Origin of the sequence: Amycolatopsis cihanbeyliensis (assembly GCF_006715045.1) — a bacterium.
In the GTDB taxonomy this organism is placed as follows: Bacteria; Actinomycetota; Actinomycetes; order Mycobacteriales; family Pseudonocardiaceae; genus Amycolatopsis; species Amycolatopsis cihanbeyliensis.
This window is the reverse complement of record NZ_VFML01000001.1, coordinates 5,852,973-5,876,989: the sequence shown is the minus strand read 5'-3', so window position 1 is coordinate 5,876,989 and position 24,017 is coordinate 5,852,973. Positions and strand designations below refer to the sequence as shown.

Annotated in this window: 19 protein-coding genes; 5 read left to right on the top strand and 14 right to left on the bottom strand. The window is 69.7% G+C overall.

Translation table 11 applies throughout. From position 1 onward, the window contains the following. Positions 1-11 precede the first annotated feature (11 nt). Positions 12-2,369, top strand: coding sequence for a CaiB/BaiF CoA-transferase family protein (locus tag FB471_RS26815; RefSeq protein WP_142001090.1), 2,358 nt, complete (start codon positions 12-14; stop codon positions 2,367-2,369). 24 nt (positions 2,370-2,393) lie between these two features. Continuing rightward, positions 2,394-3,347: a quinone oxidoreductase family protein gene (locus FB471_RS26810; RefSeq protein WP_142001089.1), complete on the top strand. Its 954-nt coding sequence runs from the start codon at positions 2,394-2,396 to the stop codon at positions 3,345-3,347. A gap of 181 nt (positions 3,348-3,528) precedes the next feature. On the opposite strand, the gene FB471_RS26805 is transcribed toward FB471_RS26810, so the two are convergent. From FB471_RS26805 to FB471_RS26775, 7 genes are all read right to left on the bottom strand, one after another. Beyond that, on the bottom strand, positions 3,529-4,386 hold the full coding sequence (locus FB471_RS26805; protein WP_142001088.1) for an IclR family transcriptional regulator: 858 nt from the start codon (positions 4,384-4,386) through the stop codon (positions 3,529-3,531). Between the two features lie 80 nt (positions 4,387-4,466). Continuing rightward, positions 4,467-5,318 (bottom strand): alpha/beta fold hydrolase, encoded by an 852-nt coding sequence (locus tag FB471_RS26800; RefSeq protein WP_142001087.1) that lies wholly within the window; start codon positions 5,316-5,318, stop codon positions 4,467-4,469. Beyond that, the gene (locus tag FB471_RS26795; protein ID WP_142001086.1) at positions 5,315-6,259 is read right to left on the bottom strand and encodes a DODA-type extradiol aromatic ring-opening family dioxygenase; all 945 of its coding nucleotides are present in this window, start codon (positions 6,257-6,259) and stop codon (positions 5,315-5,317) included. The genes FB471_RS26800 and FB471_RS26795 overlap by 4 nt, the downstream gene beginning before the upstream one ends. Further along, positions 6,260-7,591 carry a M20 family metallopeptidase gene (locus FB471_RS26790; RefSeq protein WP_142001085.1) on the bottom strand — a complete coding sequence of 444 codons (1,332 nt, stop codon included), beginning with the start codon at positions 7,589-7,591 and terminating at the stop codon, positions 6,260-6,262. 94 nt (positions 7,592-7,685) lie between these two features. After that, positions 7,686-8,861, bottom strand: coding sequence for an aromatic ring-hydroxylating dioxygenase subunit alpha (locus FB471_RS26785; protein WP_142001084.1), 1,176 nt, complete (start codon positions 8,859-8,861; stop codon positions 7,686-7,688). A gap of 185 nt (positions 8,862-9,046) precedes the next feature. Beyond that, positions 9,047-9,442: a hotdog family protein gene (locus tag FB471_RS26780; RefSeq protein WP_142001083.1), complete on the bottom strand. Its 396-nt coding sequence runs from the start codon at positions 9,440-9,442 to the stop codon at positions 9,047-9,049. Further along, the gene (locus FB471_RS26775) at positions 9,439-9,915 is read right to left on the bottom strand and encodes an FAS1-like dehydratase domain-containing protein (protein ID WP_142001082.1); all 477 of its coding nucleotides are present in this window, start codon (positions 9,913-9,915) and stop codon (positions 9,439-9,441) included. Before FB471_RS26775 ends, FB471_RS26780 begins: the two co-directional genes overlap by 4 nt. Positions 9,916-10,019: 104 nt before the next feature. On the opposite strand from FB471_RS26775, the gene FB471_RS26770 reads away from it, so the two are divergent. Continuing rightward, entirely contained in the window at positions 10,020-10,871 is an 852-nt protein-coding gene (locus tag FB471_RS26770) for an alpha/beta fold hydrolase (RefSeq protein ID WP_211358152.1), read from the top strand. A 6-nt stretch (positions 10,872-10,877) separates the two neighbouring features. On the opposite strand, the gene FB471_RS26765 is transcribed toward FB471_RS26770, so the two are convergent. Beyond that, the gene (locus FB471_RS26765; RefSeq protein WP_142001080.1) at positions 10,878-11,813 is read right to left on the bottom strand and encodes a DUF368 domain-containing protein; all 936 of its coding nucleotides are present in this window, start codon (positions 11,811-11,813) and stop codon (positions 10,878-10,880) included. Positions 11,814-11,956: 143 nt separating this feature from the next. Here FB471_RS26765 and FB471_RS26760 point away from each other — a divergent pair, with 143 nt between their 5' ends. Continuing rightward, the gene (locus tag FB471_RS26760) at positions 11,957-12,985 is read left to right on the top strand and encodes a M14 family zinc carboxypeptidase (protein ID WP_142001079.1); all 1,029 of its coding nucleotides are present in this window, start codon (positions 11,957-11,959) and stop codon (positions 12,983-12,985) included. 50 nt (positions 12,986-13,035) lie between these two features. On the opposite strand, the gene FB471_RS26755 is transcribed toward FB471_RS26760, so the two are convergent. The 5 genes from FB471_RS26755 to FB471_RS26735 all read right to left on the bottom strand — a co-directional run bounded on the left by FB471_RS26755 (position 13,036) and on the right by FB471_RS26735 (position 20,206). Continuing rightward, a complete protein-coding gene (locus FB471_RS26755; protein WP_142001078.1) occupies positions 13,036-15,273 on the bottom strand; it encodes a glycosyl hydrolase family 18 protein in 2,238 nt (745 codons plus the stop codon). A 120-nt stretch (positions 15,274-15,393) separates the two neighbouring features. After that, positions 15,394-16,224, bottom strand: a complete 831-nt coding sequence (locus FB471_RS26750) for a sulfurtransferase (RefSeq protein WP_142001077.1) — start codon at positions 16,222-16,224, stop codon at positions 15,394-15,396. Positions 16,225-16,250: 26 nt separating this feature from the next. Then, the gene (locus FB471_RS26745; RefSeq protein ID WP_142001076.1) at positions 16,251-18,392 is read right to left on the bottom strand and encodes a putative bifunctional diguanylate cyclase/phosphodiesterase; all 2,142 of its coding nucleotides are present in this window, start codon (positions 18,390-18,392) and stop codon (positions 16,251-16,253) included. A 195-nt stretch (positions 18,393-18,587) separates the two neighbouring features. After that, a complete protein-coding gene (locus FB471_RS26740) occupies positions 18,588-19,388 on the bottom strand; it encodes an SAM-dependent methyltransferase (protein WP_142001075.1) in 801 nt (266 codons plus the stop codon). Beyond that, positions 19,385-20,206: an SAM-dependent methyltransferase gene (locus tag FB471_RS26735; protein ID WP_142001074.1), complete on the bottom strand. Its 822-nt coding sequence runs from the start codon at positions 20,204-20,206 to the stop codon at positions 19,385-19,387. The genes FB471_RS26740 and FB471_RS26735 overlap by 4 nt, the downstream gene beginning before the upstream one ends. A 427-nt stretch (positions 20,207-20,633) precedes the next feature. Between FB471_RS26735 and FB471_RS26730 the strand changes: the two genes are divergently transcribed. After that, positions 20,634-21,710: an alpha/beta fold hydrolase gene (locus FB471_RS26730; protein ID WP_246076609.1), complete on the top strand. Its 1,077-nt coding sequence runs from the start codon at positions 20,634-20,636 to the stop codon at positions 21,708-21,710. Positions 21,711-21,824: 114 nt separating this feature from the next. Here the strand turns inward: FB471_RS26730 and FB471_RS26725 are convergent, their stop codons facing one another. Further along, positions 21,825-23,957 (bottom strand): putative bifunctional diguanylate cyclase/phosphodiesterase, encoded by a 2,133-nt coding sequence (locus tag FB471_RS26725; protein ID WP_142001072.1) that lies wholly within the window; start codon positions 23,955-23,957, stop codon positions 21,825-21,827. Positions 23,958-24,017 lie beyond the last annotated feature (60 nt).

Sequence of the window (24,017 nt, the reverse complement as noted above, 5' to 3'; positions counted from 1 at the left end):
GTGGAGGAAACGTGACCGAGCCCAGTGTTCGTGTCGTCGAGCTGTCCAGCCCGTTCACCCGGTTCGCCGGGCGACTGCTCGTCGGTCTCGGCCATGAGGTCGTACTGGTGGAGCCGCCGGAAGGCGACCCGACCAGGTACGAGCTCGACGGCCTCGCGTTCGCGCATTGGCACGCGGGTAAGCGGGCGCGGGCGATCGACCTCACCACCACCCGGGGGCGGGTGGAACTGGCCGAGCTGCTCGACGGGGCGGATGTGTTGCTCGACGGCAGCCCGGCGGAAACGGAGATCGTCGGCGAGTTCCCGGTGCCGCGGCACCCCGCGTTGGTGCACCTGCGGGTCACCCCGTTCGGCACCGACGGCCCGCGCCGCGACTGGGCGGGCACCGACCTGGTCGTCGCCGCGCTCGGCGGGATGCTGGCCCAGGTCGGTGATCCGGAGGGACCACCGCTGAACCTGCCGCAGGGGCAGGCCGAGCAGCTCGCCGGTGTCAACGCGGCCATCGGTGCGCTGCTCGGGCTCCGCGCCCGCAGGCGTACCGGGCGGGGCCAGCGGATCGAGGTGTCCGCACTGGAGAGTGTGGCCGCGAGCCTCGAGGCCGGCGCACTGGTCTACCTGCACGAGGATCGGGTGGCGCCCCGGCCGGGTCGGGTGCACCCGCTGGTGCCGCACGGCCTGTTCCGCGCCGCCGACGGGCATCTCGGCGGTGGCCTCGGTGGCAATCCCCGAATGTGGGACGACCTGCTGGCCTGGTTGGCCGAGGCAGGCGCGCAGGCCGATCTCGACGATCCATGCTGGAACGAAGGGGATTTTCGGCAGCGGCATCAGTCGCACATCTTCGATGTGGTGCAAGACTATGCCGCCAAATGGCCGAAGGCCGAGTTCGCCCAGCAGGCACAGGCACGAAAACTGCCCTGGGCGGCGGTGGACCGGCCGGCCGAGTTGCTGGAGAATCCACAGTTGCTCGGTCGTGACTTCTTCGTCGACGTGCGAGCACAGAACGGAAAGACGCGAAAGGATCTCGGATTTCCGTTCGCCTTCCCGGAGGGTCGTCGGAGCACCGAGCTCGCCGCGCCCGAGCTCGGTGCTCCGGCGGCTGATTGGCGATCGCCCAGCCGCCTCCTGCCGGGGGAGGCACCCGGCGTGTCCGGACCCGCACTCACCGGAGTCCGGATACTCGATCTCAGTTGGGTTCTCGCGGGTCCATACTGCACCCGAATACTCGCCGACCACGGTGCCGACGTGATCAAGGTCGAGTCCGCGAGCAGGCCGGACCCGACCCGGTTCGCCCCGTTCATGCACCTCTCCCGTGGTCCGCACGACGACCCGGACACCAGCGGCTATTTCAACAACGTCAACCGGAACAAGCGCAGCATCACCCTCGACCTGCGTACCGAGGACGGCCTCGCCGTGCTGCGCGAGCTGATCGCGGCCAGCGATGTGGTCGTGGAGAACTTCAGCGCCACGGTGATGCGCAGGCTGGGCCTGGACTACGCGGCCATGCGCGAGATCCGGGACGACATCATCTACATGAGCATGTCGGGAATGGGACATACCGGACCGCGCAGCGGGTGGGTGTCCTATGCGGACACCATCTCGGCGAGCGCGGGCCTGACCGGGTTGACCGGCTGGGGACCGGACGAGGTTGTCGGGGTCATCTACGGGCACGGAGACATCGTCGCCGGACTCGAGGCCGCGCTGGCCACGGTGGCCGCACTGGAGTACCGCGCGGAGACAGGGCGGGGTCAGCACATCGACCTCTCCCAGCTCGAGGCGCTCGCCGCGCACATGGGCACCAGCCTGCTGGAGTGGACCGCGCTCGGCGGGGACGAGGGACCGCGCGGCAATCGTCATCCACAGTGGACACCACACGGCGTGTACCAGTGTCTCGGCCGGGACCGGTGGTGCGCTATCGCGGTACGTTCGGACGCCGAATGGACCACGCTGTGCGAGTTACTCGGCCGGGCGGATCTCGCGGGCGACCCGGAGCTGGCCACGGCTGCCGGGCGCGGGACGCATGCCGACCTCGTCGACAAGGCGATCGGTGAGTGGACCCGCAGCCTGCCGGCCAGTTGGGTGGCAGAGGTGTTGCAGGACAACGGGATCCCGGCGGGGGTCGTGCAGGACGGGCGAGATCTCGTCGAGCACGACCCGCAGTTGCGGGCGCGGGGTTTCTACGTGCACGCGGCACATCCGGCCGCGGGCGCGTTCCTGCACGAGGGCCTGACCGTACGGCTGGCCGGCACCCCGGGCGGCGTGCGCAGCCCCGCGCCGTTGCTCGGCGCCGATACCGACACCGTCCTGCGAGACGTGCTCGGCATGACCGCGGAGGACATCGAGCGGTTGCGGGCAACGCGGGCGCTCGACTAACCAGACCGGAGAAATGGAGGCCACATGCGGGCCGCACGGATTCACGCCTTCGGTGCCGATCCCGTGGTGGAGGAGGTACCGACACCGAAGCGCAACCCGGGGCAGAGCCTGGTCCGCATCGAGGCCGCCGCGCTCAGTCACCTGGACATGACGGTGACCAGCGGGCAGTTCGAGCTGCGGCCGGAGCTGCCGCACGTCGGCGGCACGGACGGCACCGGCGTGGTGGTGGCCTCGGACACCTTCGAGGCCGGTACCAGGGTGCTGGTGCGTGGCGCGGGTATCGGCCTGGTGAAGAACGGGTGCTGGGCCGAGTACCTGGTCGCCTCCGACCGAGCGCTATCCGTTGTGGACAGTGAACTGGAGCCGCCGGTGGCCGCCTCCTACTTCCTGCCGACCACCACGGGTTATGTCGCCGTGCACGACGTCGGCGAGCTGGCGGCCGGGGAGCGGGTGATCGTCACCGGGGCGGCAGGCGCGGTGGGATCGATGGCGGCGCAGTTCGCCGTGCTGGCCGGCGCGAGCGAGGTGATCTCCGTGGTCCCCCGCCCGGAGCAGGCCGAGCTGGTGCCGCCGAAGACCCGGCCGGTGGTGGGCACCGGCGCGGACGTGGTGACCGAACTCGGCGAGGACCCGGTGGCCACGCTGCTGGTGGACACCGTCGGCGGTGAGGGCCTCGCCGACCTGCTACGCCTGGTCCAGCCGGGTGGCCGCGCCGCACTGGTCGGCTACACCCTCGGCACCAAGCTGTCCCTCGACCTGCCGAGCTGGCTGCTACGCGACGTCCGGCTGCTGCCGGTGAACATGATCCGCAAGGACCAGCGCGCCCGCGAGCTCGGCCCCGAGATGGCCCACCTGCTCGCCGCGGGCACGCTGAACCTGCGGGTCCAACCCTTCGCCTTCGACGACATCGCCCCCGCGCTGCGCAAGCTCCGCGAGGGCACGGTCAACGGCCGCGCCGTCGTCCTCCCCTGCGGGTGATTGTTCAACAACCGTACGGGATCGGCAAACTCACGCGCGTGAGCAGCAAACACGGTTACATGGGCGGCCAACACGGTGGGCCCGGCGTGTTGGCCGCCCACGTAGGCGAGTTTGCCGTTCCCGTTGGCGAGTTTGCCGTTCCCGTTGGCGAGTTTGCCGTCTGCGTTGGCGAGTTTGCCGGTTAGCGGCGGCCGCAGCCGGGGAACGGGCAGTCGATGACCGTGCCGCAGGTGATGCCGGAGCCCGCGCCGTCCTCGGCGAACAGTGCGCAACGCATCGACTGCAGGGTCCGGCTGATGCCGGCGCCGGCGTCCCGCAACGCGCCGGTGACCCGGTTGACGTTCATCCGCGAGGTGGGCGCGGTCACCGAGAGCGCGCCCGCCAGGCGAGTACCACCGCTGAACACCGGCACGGCGACGCTCATGTAGCCGAGCCTGGTCTCCTCGACCTCCACCGCCATCCGGTCCCGCCGCATCCTGGCGAGCTGCTTGCCGAGCAGGTCGACCGACATCGTGGTGTTGCGGGTGAGCGCGGTGAGCCCTTCCCGCACGACCTCGTCGAACACGCCCCGCGGGGAGAACGCCAGGATCATCTTCCCGGTGGCCGTGCAGTACAGCGGCAGCCGCCCGGCCACCCGCGACTCCGAGTGCACGCCGCGATGGCCGGCGATCTTCTCGATGTACAGCACGTCGATCCCGTCCCGCACGCCGAAATGCACGGTCTCCTGCGTGGCGATCAGCAGGTCCTCCATGTACGGCAACGCGGCGTCCCGCAGGATCCGCCTGCGCGGCACGAGCTGCCCCAGCTCGAACAGCCGCAGCCCCAGCCGGTACCGGGTGCCGACCCGCTCGAGCAGGCCCCACTCCAGCAACTCCCCGGCGAGCCGGTGCACCGTCGCCTTGGCCACCCCGCTGCGCCGGACCAGCTCGGTCAGCGAGAGGTCGACGTTGTCCGAGTCGAAGGCATCCAGGATCAGCTTCGCCTTGCCGAGCACCGATTTCGAGTCGGCCGACAGTGCGTGGGGATCCGCGAGAGTCATAGCAGGGCACCCCCTCCGGTCGGCTCGACCACCCTACGACATGGTTGTCCCCTCAACCAACCGCGCCGGTACGACCGCCACTAGTTCGTTGCCCCGAGGAACTCCAGGCTCAACGTGTTGTACCGCTCGTGTTGCTCGTGTTGCGGCCAGTGACCACACTCGCCGAACAGGTGCAACTCCGAGTTCGGGATGGCCTCGGCCAGCCGCTGGGCCTCCGGGACGTCGCCGAACGGGTTCTGGTGCCCCCAGATCACCAGGGTCGGCGCCTTGATCAGTTCCAGTTGCTCGGGGCGCAACAGGTTGCGCTGCCGGACCTCCATCTCCTGCAGGCAGAGCAGGTTCGGCAGGTTCCGCACGAACTCCGGCTGATGGTAGATCCGGTGCCGCACCTCGACCAGCTCGTCGCTGACGTCGCGCTCCGCGTCGTACATCAGCAGCTCCAGCCGCCGGCGGGTGAGCTCGATGTCGTCGGTGTGCACGGCATGCGTGGTGGAGGTCTTGAGCCGCTGCATCACCTCCGGGTTGGCCACCATGCCGCCCGCGGCCAGCAGTTGCAGCGAGCGGACCCGCTGCGGGTGCTCCCCCGCCACCCGCGCGGCCACCCAGCCGCCGAGCGACTCCCCGACCAGGTGCACCCGCCGCAGCCCCGCGGCGTCGAGGTAGTTGACCAGGTGCTCGACATAGCGCGGGATCTCGTAGGGGTAGTCCGGCTTCCCGGTGTAACCATGCCCGAGCAGGTCGATCGCGTGGCATTCGTAATGCGGAGCGTGCGCGGGAATATTGCGCGCGAAGGCCTCGAGGTGACCGCTGGTGCCGTGCAGGAACACCACCGGCTCGCCGTGCCCCGCCCGCAACGAACGGGTCGGCACCCCAGCGGCGTCCACCATGCCGAGCGAGAAGTCGACGCCGGTCAACTCGGTCCAGATGCTCATACCTGTGCCCTCCACGGATCGATCAGTGCTGCGCCCATGCCGGTCAACCATTCCGGCATCGGTTCGTAGGCCAGCCGCAACGCCGGCGCGTAACCGAGCGCCGCCGCCATCACCAGCCAGGTGCGTAACTCCTGGCCCCCGTTGCCCGCCTCCCGCTCGAGCCGCTCGGTGGAGTACCCGGCCAGCGTGCGGGCCTCGCCCGCCTCCAGCAGGCGCAGGCAGTACTCGTCGAACTCGGTGTTGATCGCCGGTTCCGCCGCCCGGATGATCTCCCTGCGGCGGGAGTCGTAGTCCGCCCAGTTGTGCCTGCCGTCCAGCCAGGCCCGCACCATGAACTCCTCGTCCTCGCCGTGCGGCTCCCGCCAGTCCGGCCACGGCAGCCGGTGCGACAACCCGCCGGAGGCGACGACGGCCACCCTGCGGCCTTCGAAATCCCGCACCGCCGCTCGGATCGCCTCACCGAGCTGCGCGCATCTGTCCATTGTGGGCAATGGAGAGGCGAACACGTTCACCACCAGCGGAACGATCGGCAGGTCCAGCCCGTCCAGCAGGTACTGGATGGCGTGCGACTGGCCGTGATCGATCTGCAGCCGCGCGGAGTAGGCGATGTCGAACCGCCCCGAGTCGACCAGCGTGTCCACGATATGCCGCGCAAGCGGCACGTCCACCGGCTGCGGCCCACCCGGTGTTCCGGACTCCCCACTCGCCACGCACTCGCCGACCCCGATGGTGAACGAGGGAATGAGGTCCAGCCAGAATCCGCGGAAGTGATTGGAGCCGACCAGCAACACCGAGTCCGCCCCGGATTCCACGATCGCCGCACGCGCCTGGTGCAGCGCGTACCGGAACCGGCGTGCCTCGAACTTCCGGCTGGTCTGCTCCCAGTGCGTGTTCATCAGGGTGCTGTGCGAAGCACCGATACCCAGCACGATCTCGGCCATCTAGCCCAACCCTACTTCCGCGCGTGACCTGCACACCGTGTCGACGGCGACCCGGACGAGGTGCCTGGTCAGTTTCTCCGCCTGCCGCACGTCCACGGTGTTCATCCCGAGCTGGAAGTCCATCGGGAACGACATGTCGTCCACTTTGGGCATTCCGATACGAACCGTGGGTACTCCCCTACCGCGCAGGATGTTCGCGTCGGTGGCCCCGCTGTTGTCGGTGACCGGAACATGCTCGGCGGCCTCGAACGCCTGCCACGCCTCGATCGCGGTGCGGCAGATCCAGCTGTGCGGGTCGGTGCTCACCCCGGGAATCGCGAGGACCTGGCGCACCCGCACCTTCGCGCCCAGTTCGGCCGCGAACCGCCGCACCTGGCCGGCCAACTCTCGACGCGCTTCCGCGGGCGTGGTGCGCGGGCTCAGCCGGAGGTCGACCAGCAGCCGGCAGGAGGCGGGGGTGAAAGCCGCCGTGCGCGGCGTTCCGCCCTCGACCGCGGCAACGACCCCCTGCGGGGCCACCAGCCCCTCGCTGTGCCGCGCGGTGTACTCGGGAAACCATTGCTCCAGCCCGCGCGCCAGCCGGCCGGCCAACTCCACCGCATTGCTGTACGGCAGCCGGTGCCGCGAACCGACGTAGGTATGCGTCCCGTGCACCTCGACCTCGAACCAGGCCAGCCCGACCTCCTCCCAGGACACCGTCCAACCCGGTTTGGCGATCACCGCGAAGTCCGGCCACCCGCCCTGTTCCAGCAGGAATGAGCAACCTGCACCGTGCCCGATATTGCGCCGGGGATTGCCTTCCAGCCCGGTGGTCGGCATCCCGCCCGCGCCGAGGGCGACCAGCAGGTCGCCGCTGAGCTCGAGGTCGGCCCGGCGAATCGCCTCGGCGGCGGCCAGCACGCAGGCCGCGTGTCCCTTCGGGTTAGAGGCACCCAGCCCGAACACGTGGTCTCCACGCGACACCGCACGTGGCCGCATGTCCTGCCGCAACTCGGAACCGGCCCACGGCAGGTCCTTGCTTTCCGCCCCGGTGGTCACCGTGTCCACCGGGGCGTAGAGCAACAGGTCCGGACCACTTCCGGTGCCGCCCAACCTGCCCACCGCGTTGGCCTGCCGCTCGTCCAGCGGCTGCACCCGGGATTCGATCCCGCACGCCCCGAGGACGTCCGCGGCGTACTCGGCCAGCGCCGCCTCATCGCCGGTGGGGCTGGGGATGTCGACCAGGCCGCTGATCAGTTCCCGTAACCGGTCCGCGTCGACCTCCCGCCACGCTCGCTGTGTCCACTCGCGACGCCGCGCGTCCAGACCGGCGAGGCCGTCCGGCGCGCTCATGGTTCGACCCGGTGCACCTGCGTCGAGCTGCGCTGGGCGAGGCGCCTCCCCAGCAGGCCACACCCGAGCGCCAGCGCCGCGCCGGCAACGATGGTCAGGAGCTTGCGCACCCGTGCACCTCCAGCTTCGCGGTGAACTCCCTCTCCGCGAGGTTGCGCCAGGCGGTGAGCGAGACATCCGGCCGGTAGAGCCGTTCCGGCGGGGCGTCGGTCACCTCCACCATCCAGGCGTCCTGCCCGGAGAACTGACCGTGGAACAACCAGCGAACACCACCGAGGTACTTCAGGTAGAACCCGAGCGCCTTCCACCCGGCGGTGAAGTTCACCATCAGCCCGACATAGCGATGCTCACCCTGGTCCACCGGCACGTAGAACTCGTAGTGGATGAACTTGGGGTACACGATCCGCAGCACCCCCGGCATGGACAGCGAGGCGAACCCGGCGAACTCCTGCGCCGCGATGGTCGGGTCGATCTTCTTCGGCTTGCCGGTGTTGCCGATGTTGAAGGTCTCCTTCGGCGGCCGCCGCTTCCACCACCGCTGGTTGCTCCACCTGCCGACGCCGGGGAAGTCGGCTTCCCAGTGCACCTCGTCCTGTACCCGGTAGATCCACCTGCCGTCACCGATGACACTGGTGACGTTCCAGGTCGGCATCGGCTTGAACAACCGCCACAGCGAGGTACGGTGCAGGTACTTCGCGTGGCCCTCGTCGAAACCGTTCTCACAGGCGAACCGCCAGTTGCCGCGCCTCGGCTCGATGCGCCCGCCCACCACGAACCGGTTGCCGACCAGTTCCTCGGGCAGTTGCTCGTCGATCGGATGCGGCCGCTCATCCGCGATCGGCACGTAGACCCACACCAGCCCGAGGCGCTCGGCGACCGGGTAGGTTCGCACGGTCACCTTCCCGCAGATCGGGGAGTCCGGCCCGTCGGTGATCACGGCGCACAATTTCCCGTCACTGAGCCGGTAGGTCCACCCGTGGTACGGGCAGCTGATCGTGCCGGGGAACTGCTGGTCCCCTTCGGACAGTGGTACGCCGCGGTGCGGGCAGCGGTCGTGCAGCGCGTACACCTTTCCGCCGTCGCGCAGCAACACCAGCCGCTCGCCGCAGATGGTGAAGGCCCGCGGGGTGCCGTCGATGTGGCTGCCCCAGGTGACCGGGTACCAGTAACCGGGAAAACCGTTGCCCGCAGCGTCGTAGTGCGGCCAGGAGGCCCAATCCTGCCTGCCCGCCGCGCGCGGGCGCCACCGCAGCGAATCGGGACCAGCCATCGAGGACACCTTCCCTGCGCTTACGAGATCGGTGATCCCGGATCATCGACCCGCCGGCCGCGCATGATCCACCTCCGTGGTCCGCTCAGCAGACCCCACCCGGGGGAATGCCCTGAACGTGGCGATCAGGACGCTCACCGTCGCGAACGGCACTATTGAGACGTCTGACGTCGCGAAAGCCACGTTCAGGGCACTTCTGGGGAGGGGAGGCGGACGACGGCGCTGCCGTGGCAGCAGACGGTGTCGCCATCGCAGTGCTGCTCGAGGTCGAGCACGGCCCGGTCGTCCCGCACCTCGCGTACCGTCCCGGTGACCACCAGCCGGGAGCCGGCCGGCGCGGGCGCGCGGTTGCGCCAGCTCACCGAAAGCACGGCCGCGGGGTCCCCAACCCACTCCGCCGCGGCGCGGAAGAAGCCGCAACCGTGTAGCTGGGCCATCACGACCGGCGCGTCCAGGCCCTCGGCACCGGCCAGGCCCGCGTCGTAGTGAATCCGGTGCGCGTTGCGCGTGACGGCGCCGAAGCGCAGCACGCGCACGGCGTCGGCGTCCAGTTCGGTGGGATGCACGGGGCGCTCGGTCATCGGACGATGAACCTCTCGGTCACCTCGGCCAGCACCCGCGTGCCCGCCGTGTAGGTCTTCTCGACGGTGAGTAGCAGAAACACCGTGCTTCCCTTGCGCTGCACCGAGACCAGCCTGCGGGTGAGCCGCACCGGCTCGTCCGCAGGCACCGGCGCGGTGAACCGTACCTCCTGCCCACCCGCCATCAACCGGACGTCCAACCCGTCGGTTCCGGGCACCTCGTCCCGGTACATCCCATCCGGCCGGTACTCCGCCGCCTCGGCACCGGCGGGCCCGCGCAGCAGGCTCGGCAGGAACATCGGATGCACCAGGAAGTCCGGCCGCGCCGGGTCGAGCAGCCGGAGGTCGGTCTCCCCCGCGGCGCGCGCGAAGGCCACCGCGTCCACCGCGCGCACCGGGCCGAGCTCCCGGTGTTCCTGCCGGTCCAGCAGGGCCAGTGCCCTGCGCTCGGCCAGTTCCAACTCGGTTCGCATGACAGCCGAGACTAGGTCAACACCGCACCGGGGACAGCGCGGTGGACCGCTGAACGAAACAGCTCGCTTCACCGCACGGCGCACGCCCGGTCAGGATGCCGAGGGTGAATCCAGAACCACCGGGACACTTCGCCGACGCGGACGGTGTCCGCTACCACTACCTCGACCTCGGCACCGGCAGCCCGACGGTCTTCCTGCACGGCGGCGGGCCCGGCTGCACCGCCTGGTCCGACTTCGGCCCGGTGGCGCCGCTGTTCGCCGCGGACCGCCGCTGCCTGCTGGTGGACATCCTGCAGTACGGCAAGTCGGACAAGTGCGTCATCTCCGGCCCGATGTGGGACTTCCACGCCGCCAGGACGGTCGCCCTGCTGGACGCACTCGGCATCGACCGGGCCGACTTCGTCTGCAACTCCTGGGGCGGGACCATCGCGCTGAACCTGGCCGCCCGCTATCCGGACCGGGCGCGGGCGCTGGTGGTCACCGGCAGCATGCCAGTGCACCACGGCCCGCTGGCTCCCCTGCCGGAACGGGGCAGGCGCGGCCGCAACGCCAGGGACGCCTACTACGGCGGCGAGGGCCCGAGCCTGGCCAAGATGCGCGAGCTGATGGCCAGGCTGGAGTGGTACGACCCGGACGCCATCCCGGAATTCACCGTGCGACTGCGCTACGAGCAGAGCCTGGACCCAGGGGAGCGGGCCCTGGCCGGCGCCTCCGACCAGCCGAGGGGCGAGTGGCAGGACCTGACGGAGCAACTCGGGCGGATCACCGCGCCGGTACTGTTCGCCTGGGGTATGTACGACGCCTTCCTCACCCCGGACTACCCGCTGATGCTGGCACGGATGATCGAACGCGGGCAGCTGTACGTCATGGACCGGGCCGGACACCATCCGCAGGAGGAACGCCCGTACGACTTCTACTCGCTGGTTACCGGTTTCCTGGACCAGCGGCACGGCTGAGCGCGGCTACACGCTCGCGGTGGCGTCGTCGCGCCGGTCGGCGCCCTTCCGGGGGTGGATCCGAGCCTCGGTCACCACCAGCGCGATCACCAGCACCGCACCGGTGACCGCGAGGGCGATCACCCCGCCGACGTCGCCGTAGGGCGCCAGCAGCGTTCGGTCGTCGTCCTGCCACGGCCACAGCGCCCGCAGCGACCCGATCATCAGGCCGGTCATCACCGCCAGCGTGGCCTGCTTGCGGTGGTGCAGCAGCCACTGCAACCCCTTGACGAACAGGCCGAGACCGATCAACGCGCCGAGCGCGAACACCCCGAGGTAGGCCAGGTTGCGGTCATTCACCGCGGCGATCGTGGGAGCGTAGATGCCGACCGTCAGCATCAGGAAGGAGCCGGAAACCCCGGGCAGCACCAGCGCGTTGATCGCGAAGGCCGCCACGATGCCGACCAGCCACAGCGGCGGGTCGGCGATCTCCCCTCCGGGCAGCCCGGTGAGCACGGCGCAGGCCACCGCGGCCAGCAGTATGAGCAGGTAGTCCAGCCCGCGCGGGGCCGCCCCCATCGCGCGCAGCGGCACGATCACCGAGGCGAGGATCATGCCGCCGAAGGCGCCGAGCGCGTGCTCCGGGTGGTCCTCCAGAACCGGCGCGAGCAGCTTGGCCGCCAGCACCAGCGCGACCGCCATCCCGGCCAGTACCGGAAGCACCAGCGCCCAGTCGATCCCGCGCAGCGCCGTGCGGCCACGTGCGATGCCCTTACCCTTGACCAGGTCGCCGACCAGCAGGCGCAACGCGCTCAGCAGCTCGCCCGCGGCGTCGATCAGGTTGGTGTAGACGCCGGTGACCAGCGCGAGCGTGCCGCCGCTGACCCCGGGGACGGTCTCCGCGGCCCCGATGAGACCACCGCGAACGACGTTGAGGGGCGCCTGTTTCCAAGGGGTGGGCATGCGCAAACTGTAGAGCGCCGACCCCGGGCGGCTACCGGCGGGACCGCCTTCACCGGCACCCGCCCCGTTGCCCGTTCACCACCGGTGGTCCAGCCCGGTGAGGTCTTGCCGGCCGCCTCGCGACCGGGGCAAACTGACCCGCTATGGGGAAAACACGGTTTGTTTCCGTATCGTCCGCCTTATCCGCTTTCCTGGTCCTCGCCGCCCTCCTGGCCGCGCCCGCGCAGGCCGCGCCCACATCCGAGCAGGGCGGGCACGGCCGGGTCGATCCGCGGCCGAGCACCGCGAAACTCGCGTTCGAGCTGCAGAGACTACGGCTGTTCAGCCGCGGCGCCGTCGAGGTGTCGCCGATCGGCAGGTCGAACGAGGGCAGGCCGGTGTGGAGCGCCCGCGTCGGCCACGGCCCGCTGCGCATCCTCTACCTCACTCAGCAGCATGGGAACGAGCCCCTCGGCACGCCCGCCGCGCTGGAGTTCCTCCGGGAGGCCGGCCTCGGCCACAGCCCCTACCAGCGCTGGCTGCGTTCGCGGGTGACCGTGGACATCGTGGTGCGGGCCAACCCCGACGGGCACGAGCGGGACTGGCGGTACAACTACGCGCCCGAGGCCGACCCGGAGTTCGGCGAGCAGGGCAAGGGCTACGACATCAACCGCTACCACAACCCCGAACTCGCGCCCGAGGACAACCCGGCCACCGAGGCCGGGCTGATCCAGCGGCACTACGCCGAGTTCCGGCCGGACATCGTGGTCGACTATCACATGCAGGGCCGGTACCGCGACGACGAGGGCAAGGAGATCACCGGCTCGGTCAAGTGGCCGACGCACCCGGAAGCGGACCCCGCGGCCGTCAGCCTGTCCAAGCAGGTCACCGTGGTCGCCGCGGAGTCGATGAACGCGGCGGGCGGCAACATCTCCCAGTATCCCGGCGGCAACTACCAGGGCATCGCCCGCAATGCCTACGGCCTGCGCGGCAGCGGCAGCGTGCTGGTGGAGCTGAGCGCTATGCCCGCCGAGCACGAGCAGGCGCAGATCCGCCGGGCCACCTTCGCCATGCTGGCCATCGCAAGGGGCACCGCGAACGGTTCGCTGCGGAAGATCGATCCGGCCGCGGCCGAGAAGATCCCGCCGCGCGGTGACCCCATCGGTCGCGCCACCCGGGCCGACAGCGCGTAAACGGTCGGGTCGTGGGTGCTCCCCGCGCCGGAACACCCACGACCCACCGGTTAGTTCAGGCCGGAATCGACGGCCCGTATCAGGGTTCCGTTCCGGGTGTCCCCGGACATCTCCCAGATCATCGCGCCGAGCAGGCCCTTTTCCTTGATCCAGTCGGTCTTGCGTTCGATCGACCAGGTGTCGTCGAAGGTCCACCACTGCCCACCGTCACCGGTATAGCAGTAGCTGGCCACGGCGACCGGGTCGTGGTGCACCGAACAGTTCGACACGCTGGACATCAGGTTGCTGTACCCGCGGGTACCGGCTTCCTCGGCGAACTGCCCCGGTGCGGCACCGTTCGCCGACTGCCATTCACCGTTCGCCCCACCATCGGCAACCCCTTGCCAGCCACGGCCGTAGAAGGCCAGCCCGATGGTGAGCTTGCGCGGGTTGACCCCGGCATCAAGGTAGACATCGATCGCGTCCTCCACGCTGAAGTGGAAGTCGTACGGATCATCCGGATCCACGAACAGGTTGCCCTGGTGCCCGGTACGGTTCGGTTCCCAGGAGTTGTCGCTGCCGGAGCCGTGGAAGTCGTAGCCCTGGACGTTCATGAAGTCCAGGTCCTTCGCGACCTCCGTCAGCTCCCAGCCAGCTTCGATCTTGGCCGGGTCGGCGGGCGTGAACGCCGTGAGCTGGTAACGCTCACCCGTCTGCTCGCCGAGCGCGTCCAACTGCTCCCGGAACTCCTCGACCAGCAAGGTGTTGTTCCGCTTGTCCTCCGGGCTGACGTGGTTGCCGGCATGCCCCTCGGCGCCCGGCCACTCCCAGTCGAGGTCGATACCGTCGAAGACGCCCGCGGCACTTCCCGGGCCGCCCGCCCCGTTGTACTCCGGCAGGTTGCCCTTGATGTAGATGTCGATGCACGAGCGTACGAACTTCTCCCTCGCGGCCTCGGTCGCGGCCGCGTCGGAGAAGTACTTCGAGTACGTCCAGCCGCCGAGCGACATCATCACCTTCAGATGGGGATACTTCGCCTTCAGCTCCCGCAACTCGTTGAAGTTGCCGCGCAGGTCCTCCCAGCCGGTGTCGCCGACCCCGTCCACCGACTGTGCCGCCGACATCGGCCGCCCGTAGTCGGCTTCCGCGTCACCCGCGCCGTCACCCTGGTTGGGATCCTGCGGGTCCGGGGAGGTGCCCTTGGTGACCCCCTGCAGGCAGGTCAGGTCGTTCGGGTCGATGTTGCCGAACGCGTAGTTGATATGCGTCAGCCGCGCGGCCGCACCGCTGGTGTCCAGGTTCTTGACGAAGTACTGCCTGCCGTAGATACCCCACTGCACGAAGTACCCTACCTTGGCGTGCCCCTCGACGACGTCGCTTGTGGACACCGTGATCGCGGAGCTGGGCGCCGAGGTGTTGTCGTAGCCGTCCCTCGCCCTGACCGTGAACGAGTAGCTTGTGGACGGTGAGAGACCGTCGACGGTGGCTGAGGTTCCGGCCACCGTGGTGGTCAGCGTGCCGTCGCGGTACACATCGTAGGCGGCGACGCCGGTGTTGTCCGTGGACGCGTTCCAGGCGAGCGTGATGCTGCTGGAGTTCGCGTCGGTGGCACGCAGGTTGCTCGGTGCGGTGGGCGCCTGCGTGTCGTCGGAAGGGTTGTTGGTGCTGACCGTCAGCGGAGCGCTCGGCTCCGACGCGGTGCCCTTGCGGTCCTTGGCCACCACGGTGAAGGTGTACTCGGTGTTCGGGGTCAGTTCGGTTATCGTGGCCGAGGTACCGGTGACCGTGGCGGCGAGGGTCTCGCCGCGGTACACCTCGTACTCCGTGACCGGGAGCGACCCCGGCTGGGCCGCGTCCCACTCCAGCGCCACGGTGGTGGTCGTCGTGACCGTCACCCGCGGGTCGGCCGGCGCGGTGGGCGGGGTGTCCGCCGAACCGTCACAGTTCGCGTCGTCCACCCGGCACAGGGTGGGCTCGACCGGTGAGCTGAGCTGGAAGGTCGGGCTGTAGGGATAAGTCGAGTCGCCGGGTTGCAGGGTCTCGATGTAGAAGGCCGGGGTCAGGGTCACCGTGGTCCCGGTCTGGCTCACCGTGCCGTGTGCCCCGGTGCTGGCGGTGACGCCCTCGGGAAGTTCGAAGGTCACCGCCCATCCGGAGACCGCGGCGCCGCCGTTGTTGGTGACCGTGTACTCGCCGGTGTTGCCGGACAGCGAGAACTCGGCGGTGAGGTCGCCCGCCGCGTGTGCCGGCGGGTTCAGCGCAGCGGCCGTCGCGATGGCGAGTAGCCCGGCGACCGAGGCTCTGAGCATTCGATGCAGGGTGGATCTCATGTGCTGTTCCCCTAACGCAGGGTGGAAGGCGAACATGTCTGTGGTCTAGACCACAGACGAATGTACCCCGCGTCGGCCCGACCGGTCTAGACCAGCAACTCAGCCACCGGTGGCGATCTCCCGCGCCGGATCCTGGATCCAGTCGCTCCACGAACCCGCGTACAGCCCGGCCCGGAAACCGGCCATATGCAACGCGAGCACCTCGTGCGCTGCGGTGACACCGGATCCGCAGTAGGTCGCGACCTCGGCTTCTTGATCGATGCCGAGCGCGGCGAAACGCTCGCGTAGCCGCTCGGCCGATCGGAAGTATCCTTCGGTGTCAACGTTGTCGATACTGGGTGCCGACACCGCGCCGGGAATGTGGCCCGCCACCGGGTCGATCGGCTCCAACTCGCCGCGATAGCGCTCCCCCGCCCTGGCGTCCAGCAGGAACCCGCCACGCGCGATGGCCGCAGCCTCCTCCGCGGTGACCACCGGCAGCGCGCCGGGTTCGGCCCGGAAGTCACCCGGCCGCGCCGCCTCCTCGTCTCCGGTCCGCACCGGCAGCCCGGCCCGCATCCACGCCTCGTAGCCGCCGTCGAGCACCCGCACATCCACGTGCCCGCAGTACCGCAGCATCCACCACAACCGCGCGGCGACAATGGAGTCGCGCTGGTCGTAGCAGACCACCGGATGGCCTTCGCACACCCCGAGCCCGCGCATGGCGGCCTCGAAATCGGCCATGTCCGGCAACGGGTGCCTGCCGCCGGCACCGGGTGGCGCCGCGAGGTCGGTGTCCAGGTCGGCGAACACCGCCCCAGGCAGGTGGCCCGCACGGTAGCCGTCGATACCCGGCGGCCCGGCCAGATTCCAGCGGACGTCGATGAGCGTCGGCGGGTGCGGCGTGTCCAGCGCGTCCCGCAGTTCGGTGACCGTGGTCAACGGGTTCATGCCGCCATAGTGGCAGCACGACCGCGCTATCGCAGGAGGGAGTCGAGGTCCGTCGCCGGCTCGCCCGGCGCGAAGTAGCCGCCGAGGGCCCGATCCGCACCGATCTCCCGCCACCACCGCGCCTGCTCGTCGGTCTCGATCCCGTCCACCACCACGCGCACATCGGCCGCGTGCATCAACCGCACCAGCCCGGCGAGTTCCTCGCGGATGGCGAAGCGACCCGCGGGGCGGCTCAGCTGGCGCACCAGGCGCTGGGAGAACCGGACCGCGCAGACCGGCACGTCCTCGAGCCCGGCAAGATCGGCGAGCCCGCCGGCGAAGTCGCCGAGCACGACGCACACCCCGAGATCGGTGAGCACCCGCACGTTGTCCAGCACCTCGCCGTGCCCGGCGACCAGCTCCGGCAGTGGGAACACCAACCGGAGCCGGTGCGCGAGCATGTCCGCCTGCTCCAGCGCCCGCAACACCGTGCCGACCAGGTCCGGGTCACCGGCCTGATTCGGGGTCAGCACGACGCTCAACGGGAGCTGCCCGTACCCGGCGATCCGGGCGCAGGCCGAGCGCAGCAGCCAGGCACCGAGCGGCACGGTCAGCCCGGTCTCATCGGCCAGCGCGACGCACCGGTCGTGGTCGAGCACGCCGATCCCGTCGTGTGCCCAGCGCAGCACCGCCTCGACGCCGACGGTCCTGCCCTCCGCCGTGCCGAACACCGGCCGGTAGGCGACGCTGATCTCGCCGTTCTCCCAGGCCCCTGGCATCTGCGCCGCCAGGCCGAACCGGGTGCGGTCCCGCGCGTCCTCGCTCGCGTCGAACAGCTCCCACTGCCCTCGACCCTTGCGTCGCGCCCTGCGCAGGGTGAGGTCGGCGGCGCGGAGCAACTCGTCCGGCGCGATGTCCGGCGGCGGGCGATCCACCACGCCGATACTCGCCGGGATGGCGACGCCGTACTCCGCGAGGTACACCGGTTCGGCCAGCACCTCGTTGATCGCGTGCACGGTGCCCAGCATGTCCCGGGTCTCCGGGCCGTTCTCGATCACGATCGCGAACTCGTCGCCGCCGAACCTGGCCACCATCGCCCGCTCCGCCCGTACGACCTGCTCCAGCCGCTCGGCGACGACGCACAGCAGGTGGTCACCCGCCGCCCTGCCGAGTCCGTCGGCGATCAGCGAGAACCCGTCGAGGTCCAGGTGGTACAGCGTCACCCCGGCCGCCGGATCGGCCTGCCGGAGCATCTGTTCCAGGCGGCTGGTGAAGAACTGGCGGTTCGGCAATCCGGTCAACATGTCGTGCAGGGACTGGTGGCTGAGCCTGCGTTGCAACAGGGTGAGCTCGGTGTCGTCCTCGATGACCGCCACGTACCGATCCGGCTGGTCGGCCCCGTCGCGCAGCAGCGCGACCGACAGCTTCGCCAGCACCGTCTCGCCGTCGCCGCGGGTGAACCGGCGCCATTGCTGGGTGTGCGACGCCTGCCGCGGCCTGCTCCGCAACAGGTCGCGCCAGACGTCCCGGAGCGATTCCGCCTCATCCGGCGCGACCAGGTCGAACACGGTCAGCCCGGAGAGGTCCTCGGCGCCGCGGTCCAGGATCTTCTGGAAGGAGCCATTCGTCCTGGCCAGGTTGCCGTCCAGATCGGTGATCGCGACGCCGCTCGCGGATCGGGCGAACAGCTCGTCGAACTGCGCCTCGCTCGCCCGCAGGTTCCGGCCCGCCTCCTGCAGGGTGTCGATCAGCGCGCCGTTCACGCTCTCCTGCTGGTCGAACACCGACATCCGCAGCCGTTCGCTGTAACCGGAGGCCAGCGCGGACAGCAGCGCGAGCACCCGCTCGATCCGTTCCGGCTGCCGCGGCGGCCGCCGGGCGAGCAGACCCTTGCCGAGGATCTCCATCGTGCACTGCAGGCTCGATCGACCGGTAGCGTGCAGGTCCACCAGCCGCGCGCCGGCTTCCGCGGCGGCCTCGGTACCGAACGGCTCACTCGAGGCGGCCTCGGACAAGGTGTCGACCAGCCGCAGCAGCTCCTCCTCGAGGTGCTCGTGCGATATCGGGAGGTACACCGTCATGCTCAGCCGATAGGCCCATTTCCTGGCGAGTTTCAACCGCCAACGGGCTTCCTCTCGTGCGGTCGAGTGCCTGGCGAGCGGGCGCGGATCGTCATCGGGGAGCGACATGGTCAGGTCACCTTCCCGAATCGAATCCAGTCGTGTTGACGGCCGGCCAAAATCATTTTCACGGTGCCCTCGGTTCCGATGCACCCGAGAATGGCAGCCTACCGGCCGCCGCGATCTTCCCGAAGTCGCTACCCTCGTTCGGACCATTGGCGAAACGGACGGTCATCCGCGATTCGCGTGAGGTAGTCGACGAAATCATGGTACCCGCGCCACGGCGGCATACAGGCCCGCGGCCGCCCGCTCCTCGACCGGATCCAGTCGACGCTCCGGGTGCCACTCCCCGACGCCGACCACGCCGGGTTCGACCAGTTCGAATCCGGCGAGCATCGCCACCACCTCCTCGTAGGAACGGGGCCGGATCGGATCCCCGCTGCGGGACATCACCTCGACCGTGCTACGGGTGAGGTGCGTGGGCCAGTGGTCGCCGGTGAAGTGGGACAGCACCACCCGGCTGCCGGGCGCGATCCGCCGCCGGTACTCGGCCACGACGGCAGCCGGCCCCATCGCGTCCGGAACGAAATGCAACAGGTCGACCATGATCACGCCGATCGGCCGTCCCGGGTCCAGCATGCGGGCGGTGTCCGGATGATCGAACACCCGGCCCGCGTCCGCGGGGTCGGCCTGCACCACCACCGCGTCCTTCGCACCGTTCAGCAGCGACCTGCCCTGCCGCACGGTGATCGGATCGGCGTCCACGTGGACGATCCGGCAGCCGTGACCCGACCGCCGCACGACCTCGCGGACATTGCCCGCGGCCAGCACGCTCGACCCGAGATCGAGGAACTGCCCGATGTCGGCCGCGAGCAGGGAACGCATCGCACGGTGCAGGAAGCCCCGGTTCAGCCGGATCACCTGCCGGATGTCCGGCACGGCGGTCTCCAGCGCCGCGGCGAGCCTGCGGTCCACGGCCAGGTTGTGGCCGTCCCCGAGCAGGTAGTCACGAATCCGTCCTGCCCTGGCGAGTTCCGGGCCCGTTCCACCCGCGAGATCCGTCATGGTTGCGGTTTGCGGCCGACGCCCGCGTACAGGCGGGCGTTCGAGCTCGGGTGCTCGGAGAAGTCCCCCGGACCGCCTGGTCGCCAGGCCGCGCAACCGACCACCCCTGGCTCGACCAGCTCGTAGCCGTCGAACAGCGCGGTGATCTCGTCGTAGGTGCGCGGGAACGCCTGCTGCTTGCTGCGCCGCCGTACCTCGTCGACCGCCCCGCGCAACTCATCCGGTTCACTGTCGTAGGTGGTGTGCGTGATGGCGAGGTAGCTGCCCGGCGCGAGCGCGTTCCGGTAACCGGCGAGCAGGCCCGGTGGATCGGCCTCGTCCGGAATGAAGTGCCACAGCAACAGGTTGAGCAGGCCAACCGGCTGGTCGAAATCCAGCATCGACAGCACGGCCGGGTCGCCGAGCACCTCCCCTGGCGAGCACACGTCGGCCTCGACCGCCATGGCCCGGTCGTTGCCGGCCAGTAGCGCACCGCTGTGCCGCACGGCGACCGGTTCCTTGTCCACATAGACCACCCGGCACTCCGGATCCGCCTGCTGGGCGACCTCGTGCACGTTGCCGACCGTCGGGATACCCGAGCCGATGTCGAGAAACTGGCGAATGCCGGACTCGACCATGAAAAGCACGGCTCTGCGCAGGAAGGAACGGTTCAGTCGGACCACGTCACGCACGCCGGGCATACTCTGTTCGATCTTGTCGGCCAGCGTCCGGTCCGACTCGAAATTGTGCGCACCTCCCAGCAGGAAGTCGTACACCCTGGCGACGTTGGGCACGGCTATATCGATCTCGGCAGGAGTCCACGCCAGATTCTCGGTCACTTCGACACCTCACCATATCTGGATAGTTCGGAAAGCCTACCGACCGCAAAGATCAGCTACCGTCACCCGATTGTGCGATGTTTTTCGGCCCCGCATAGGTGTGTTGTTACGTGTGCCCCGCACCCACCGTAGAACCCACCGGCTCGATCCTGCACAGACGAGGTGTGTACCCCGTGAGAACCCGGCGTTGCCGCGAGCGCGCGCCACGGCGAACGTGCGGCCGCGCCGGTCGGCGTTCCCGCGTTCGGCCACCAAATCTCGAAAAAGGAATGTTGTTCGAAAGTTCCGACCGGGACGGTAGCGGGCTCCGGCCCGCCCCGACCGTCCCGCACCCGGCATGGCCCACCTCGACGGCCCGTCGACGACCGCACCATCGGATTCTGTCCACAAAGGATCATCAAGAGAGCGTGAGGAAAGGAACAGTTCATTGCGACGCCCCGGCAATCAGTACACCGACCGGAAACCCGCGTGGTGGCGGCGTGCCCTGGCCGTCGGCCTGGTCACGCTCGGGGTCGGCACCGCGCTGACTCCCGCGCAACCTCCGGCCACCGCGAGCGAAGCCGCCTGTACGGAACTGGACATCGAGCTGACCGTGGCGTTGCTGCTGCCCGCGACCATGCACGGCAGGCTGTGCGTACCCGCGGAACCGACGAACACGGTGCAGTTGCTCATTCCGGGCGGCACGTTCAACAGCACCTACTGGGATCCGCCTGCCGTTCCCGGGGTGCGCTCCTTCCGCGGCGCGATGAACGAGGCCGGCTACGCTACCTTGACGGTCGACCGGCTCGGCACCGGGCGCAGCACCGTCCCGCTCGGCGTCACGCTGACCGCGATCCAGCAGGCCGAGCTGATGCACCGGGTGGTACAGCGGCTGCGAGCCGGAGCCTTCGGGCCGCGCTTCGACAAGGTGATCATCGGCGGCCACTCGCTCGGCGCGGCGATCAGCCTGATCGAGGCCGCTACCTTCCGCGACGTGGACGGGGTGTTGCTCACCGGGCTGGCGCACCGCATCGACCCGGTGAACGTCGCCACGGCCTTCGCCACGTTCTATCCGGCCATGCTCGATCCGAAGTTCGGCGGTGACATCGTGGATCCGCTGTACCTGACCACCCAACCGAACACCAGGGAGGAGTCCTTCCACCGGCCGGGGCGGGCGGACCCGGACGCGGTCGCGCTGGACGAGGCGACCAAGGACGTCTTCTCGGTGACCGAGGCGGCCGACGGGATCGGGGTGGCCTACGTGACCCCGTACTCGTTGCTGGTGGATGTTCCGGTGCTGCTCGCGCTCGGCGGGCATGACCCGTTGCTCTGCTCCCCGCTGGCCATCGACTGCACCTCCGCGGAGACGGTGTACCGGGCCGAGGCGCCGTATTTCTCCCCCGCCGCGCGGTTGCGGACCTATGTGCTGCCGGGCGATTACGGGCATGCCTTCAACTACGCGCCCAACGCCGACCACTTCCATGCCGAGGTCGTGGACTGGGCGGGCGCGACGATCGGGCGCTGAGATCAGGCTGAAACACGCGTGCCGGCGTACGAGAACGGCAAACTCACGCGCGTGGGCAGCAAACTCACGCGCGTGGACGGCCAACACGCGTACATGAACGGCAAACACGCCGGATCACGGCAACAGGGCGGTGGGGTCGTCGACCGGGCCCGCGGGGGCGTACCGGCCGCCGAGGGCCCGGTCGGCGCCGATGTCCCGCCACCAGGCGGCCTGCTCGGCCGTCTCCACCCCGTCGATCACCACGAGCACGCCCGCCGAGTGCATCAGCCGCACCAGGTCGCCGAGCACCTCGGCGACCTGGAACCGGCCGGTGCTCGGGGCCAGCCGGTCGACCAGCCGCCTGGCCAGCCGCACGGCACACACCGGGAGGTCCTCCAGGCAGGTCAGGTCGGCGAGGCCGCCGTCGAAGTCGCGCACCACGATGCAGACGCCGACGTCGGCGAGCACCCGCAGGTTGTCCGCCGCCTCGCCGCGCTCGGTCACCAACTCGCGCAGCGGGAAGACCAGGCGCAACCGGTGCGGATGCATCCCGCTGTCCTCCAGTGCCCGCAACACGTTGCTGACCAGGTCCGGGTCGACCGCCTGGTTGGGTGTGAGGTTCACGCTGAACGGCAGGTCGCCGGACTCGCCGATCCGCTCGCACGCCAGCTTCATCAGCCAGGTGCCGAGCGGCAGCGTCAGCCCGGTCCGCTCGGCCAACTCGACGCACTTCTCGTGCGGCAGCGCGCCGAACTCGGGGTGGTCCCAGCGCAGCATCGCCTCGATTCCGACCACCGTGCCCTGCGCGAGATCGACGATCGGGACGTACACCGGTCTGATCTGCCCGGTCTCCCATGCCCCCGGCATCGAAGCGGCCAGGCTGAACCGCTCGCGGTCGGCAAGATCCTGGCCCGCGTCGAACAACTCCCACTGCCTGCACCCGTTGCGGCGTGCCCTGCGCAGGGTCGTATCGGCGGCGCGCAGCAACTCCTCCGGCGCGATGTCCCGTGGCGGGTGGTGCACCACCCCGATGGATGCGGAGGCGGCCACCCCGCGGCCGTCCAGATACACCGGCTCCGCGAGCGCCTCGTTGATCCTGGCCACCGTGCTCACCACGTCCGGGCCACCGGGCGCGTTCTCCACGGCCACCGCGAACTCGTCACCGCTGAACCTGGCGACCATCGACTCCTCGTCGGCGAACACCTGGCGCAACCGATCTGCTACCCAGCGCAGCAACTGGTCCCCCACCTGCCTGCCGAGCCCGTCGGCGACCAGCGAGAAGGCGTCCAGATCCAGGTGGTAGACGGTCACCCCGGTCGTCGGGTCGGCCCTGCCGAGCGCCTTCTCCAGGTACGAGGTGAAGAACTGCCGGTTCGGCAACGCGGTGGTCATATCGTGCAGGGACTGGTGACTCATCCGGTTCTGCAGCAACGCCAGGTCGGTGTCGTCCTCGACGATCGTGACGTACCGGTCCGGCCTGCCCTCGCCGTCCCGCAGCAGCGAGATCGACAGGTTCGCCAGCACCGCCTCGCCGTCGCTGCGCATCAGCGTGCGCCACTGCCGCAACGGCTGCGGCATCCCGCCCAGCAGGTCCTGCCAGCACTCCCGCAACGCCTCGGCTTCCGGCCGCTGAACCACCTCGAACAGGGTGAGCTCGGTGAGCTCGGCGGCGGAACGGTCCAGTATCCGCTGGAAGGCCTCGTTCGTGCGCAGCAGCCTGCCGTCCAGATCGGTGATCGCCACCCCGCTCGCCGAGCGGATGAACAGCTCGTCGAACTGTGCCTTGGTCGACTCCAGGTGGCCTCGGGCCTGGCGCAGGCTCTCCACCAGGTTGCTCTCCTGCAACTCGGTCGTGGAGGAACGCAGGGCACCGCTGTAGCCGGCGGCCAGTGCCGCGAGCACGGCGAGCACCCGCTCGGCCAGGTCACCCTCCCGGCGCGGCCCGAGCCCGCGCAACAGGTTCTTGCCGAGCACGTCCAGGGTGCAGCGCAGGGTGGTTTCACCGGCGCGGTCCAGCTCGGCAAGGCCGGCACCGAGCCCGACCGCCTGGTCGGCGGCGAAGGGGTCACCGGTCACGATCGCGCACAGCCGGTCGACCAGTTCGGCCAGCCGCGGCTCCAGTTCCTCCGCGCCGAGCCCGGAGGGTTCGCCCGTGCCGAGCCGCCGGGCCCACTTGCGGGCGAGCTTCGCCCGCCACCGGACATCGGTACCGCGTGGCTCCGGTACGCCTGCCGACGCGGAAAGATCGCCGGAGAGCGACAAAGTCATGTCACCTGTCCGATTGGACGAAGGGCCCGCATTACCCACACTGTCATACGGCCAAGAACA

Coding starts and splice junctions, on each gene's coding strand:
- FB471_RS26745 (WP_142001076.1), bottom strand. CDS start 18,392: ATGTCGCTCCCCGATGACGATCCGCGCCCGCTCGCCAGGCACTCGACC.
- FB471_RS26740 (WP_142001075.1), bottom strand. CDS start 19,388: ATGACGGATCTCGCGGGTGGAACGGGCCCGGAACTCGCCAGGGCAGGA.
- FB471_RS26755 (WP_142001078.1), bottom strand. CDS start 15,273: ATGCTCAGAGCCTCGGTCGCCGGGCTACTCGCCATCGCGACGGCCGCT.
- FB471_RS26785 (WP_142001084.1), bottom strand. CDS start 8,861: ATGGCTGGTCCCGATTCGCTGCGGTGGCGCCCGCGCGCGGCGGGCAGG.
- FB471_RS26725 (WP_142001072.1), bottom strand. CDS start 23,957: ATGACTTTGTCGCTCTCCGGCGATCTTTCCGCGTCGGCAGGCGTACCG.
- FB471_RS26805 (WP_142001088.1), bottom strand. CDS start 4,386: ATGACTCTCGCGGATCCCCACGCACTGTCGGCCGACTCGAAATCGGTG.
- FB471_RS26765 (WP_142001080.1), bottom strand. CDS start 11,813: ATGCCCACCCCTTGGAAACAGGCGCCCCTCAACGTCGTTCGCGGTGGT.
- FB471_RS26750 (WP_142001077.1), bottom strand. CDS start 16,224: ATGAACCCGTTGACCACGGTCACCGAACTGCGGGACGCGCTGGACACG.
- FB471_RS26810 (WP_142001089.1), top strand. CDS start 2,394: ATGCGGGCCGCACGGATTCACGCCTTCGGTGCCGATCCCGTGGTGGAG.
- FB471_RS26775 (WP_142001082.1), bottom strand. CDS start 9,915: ATGCGAACCGAGTTGGAACTGGCCGAGCGCAGGGCACTGGCCCTGCTG.
- FB471_RS26780 (WP_142001083.1), bottom strand. CDS start 9,442: ATGACCGAGCGCCCCGTGCATCCCACCGAACTGGACGCCGACGCCGTG.
- FB471_RS26795 (WP_142001086.1), bottom strand. CDS start 6,259: ATGGCCGAGATCGTGCTGGGTATCGGTGCTTCGCACAGCACCCTGATG.
- FB471_RS26760 (WP_142001079.1), top strand. CDS start 11,957: ATGGGGAAAACACGGTTTGTTTCCGTATCGTCCGCCTTATCCGCTTTC.
- FB471_RS26800 (WP_142001087.1), bottom strand. CDS start 5,318: ATGAGCATCTGGACCGAGTTGACCGGCGTCGACTTCTCGCTCGGCATG.
- FB471_RS26790 (WP_142001085.1), bottom strand. CDS start 7,591: ATGAGCGCGCCGGACGGCCTCGCCGGTCTGGACGCGCGGCGTCGCGAG.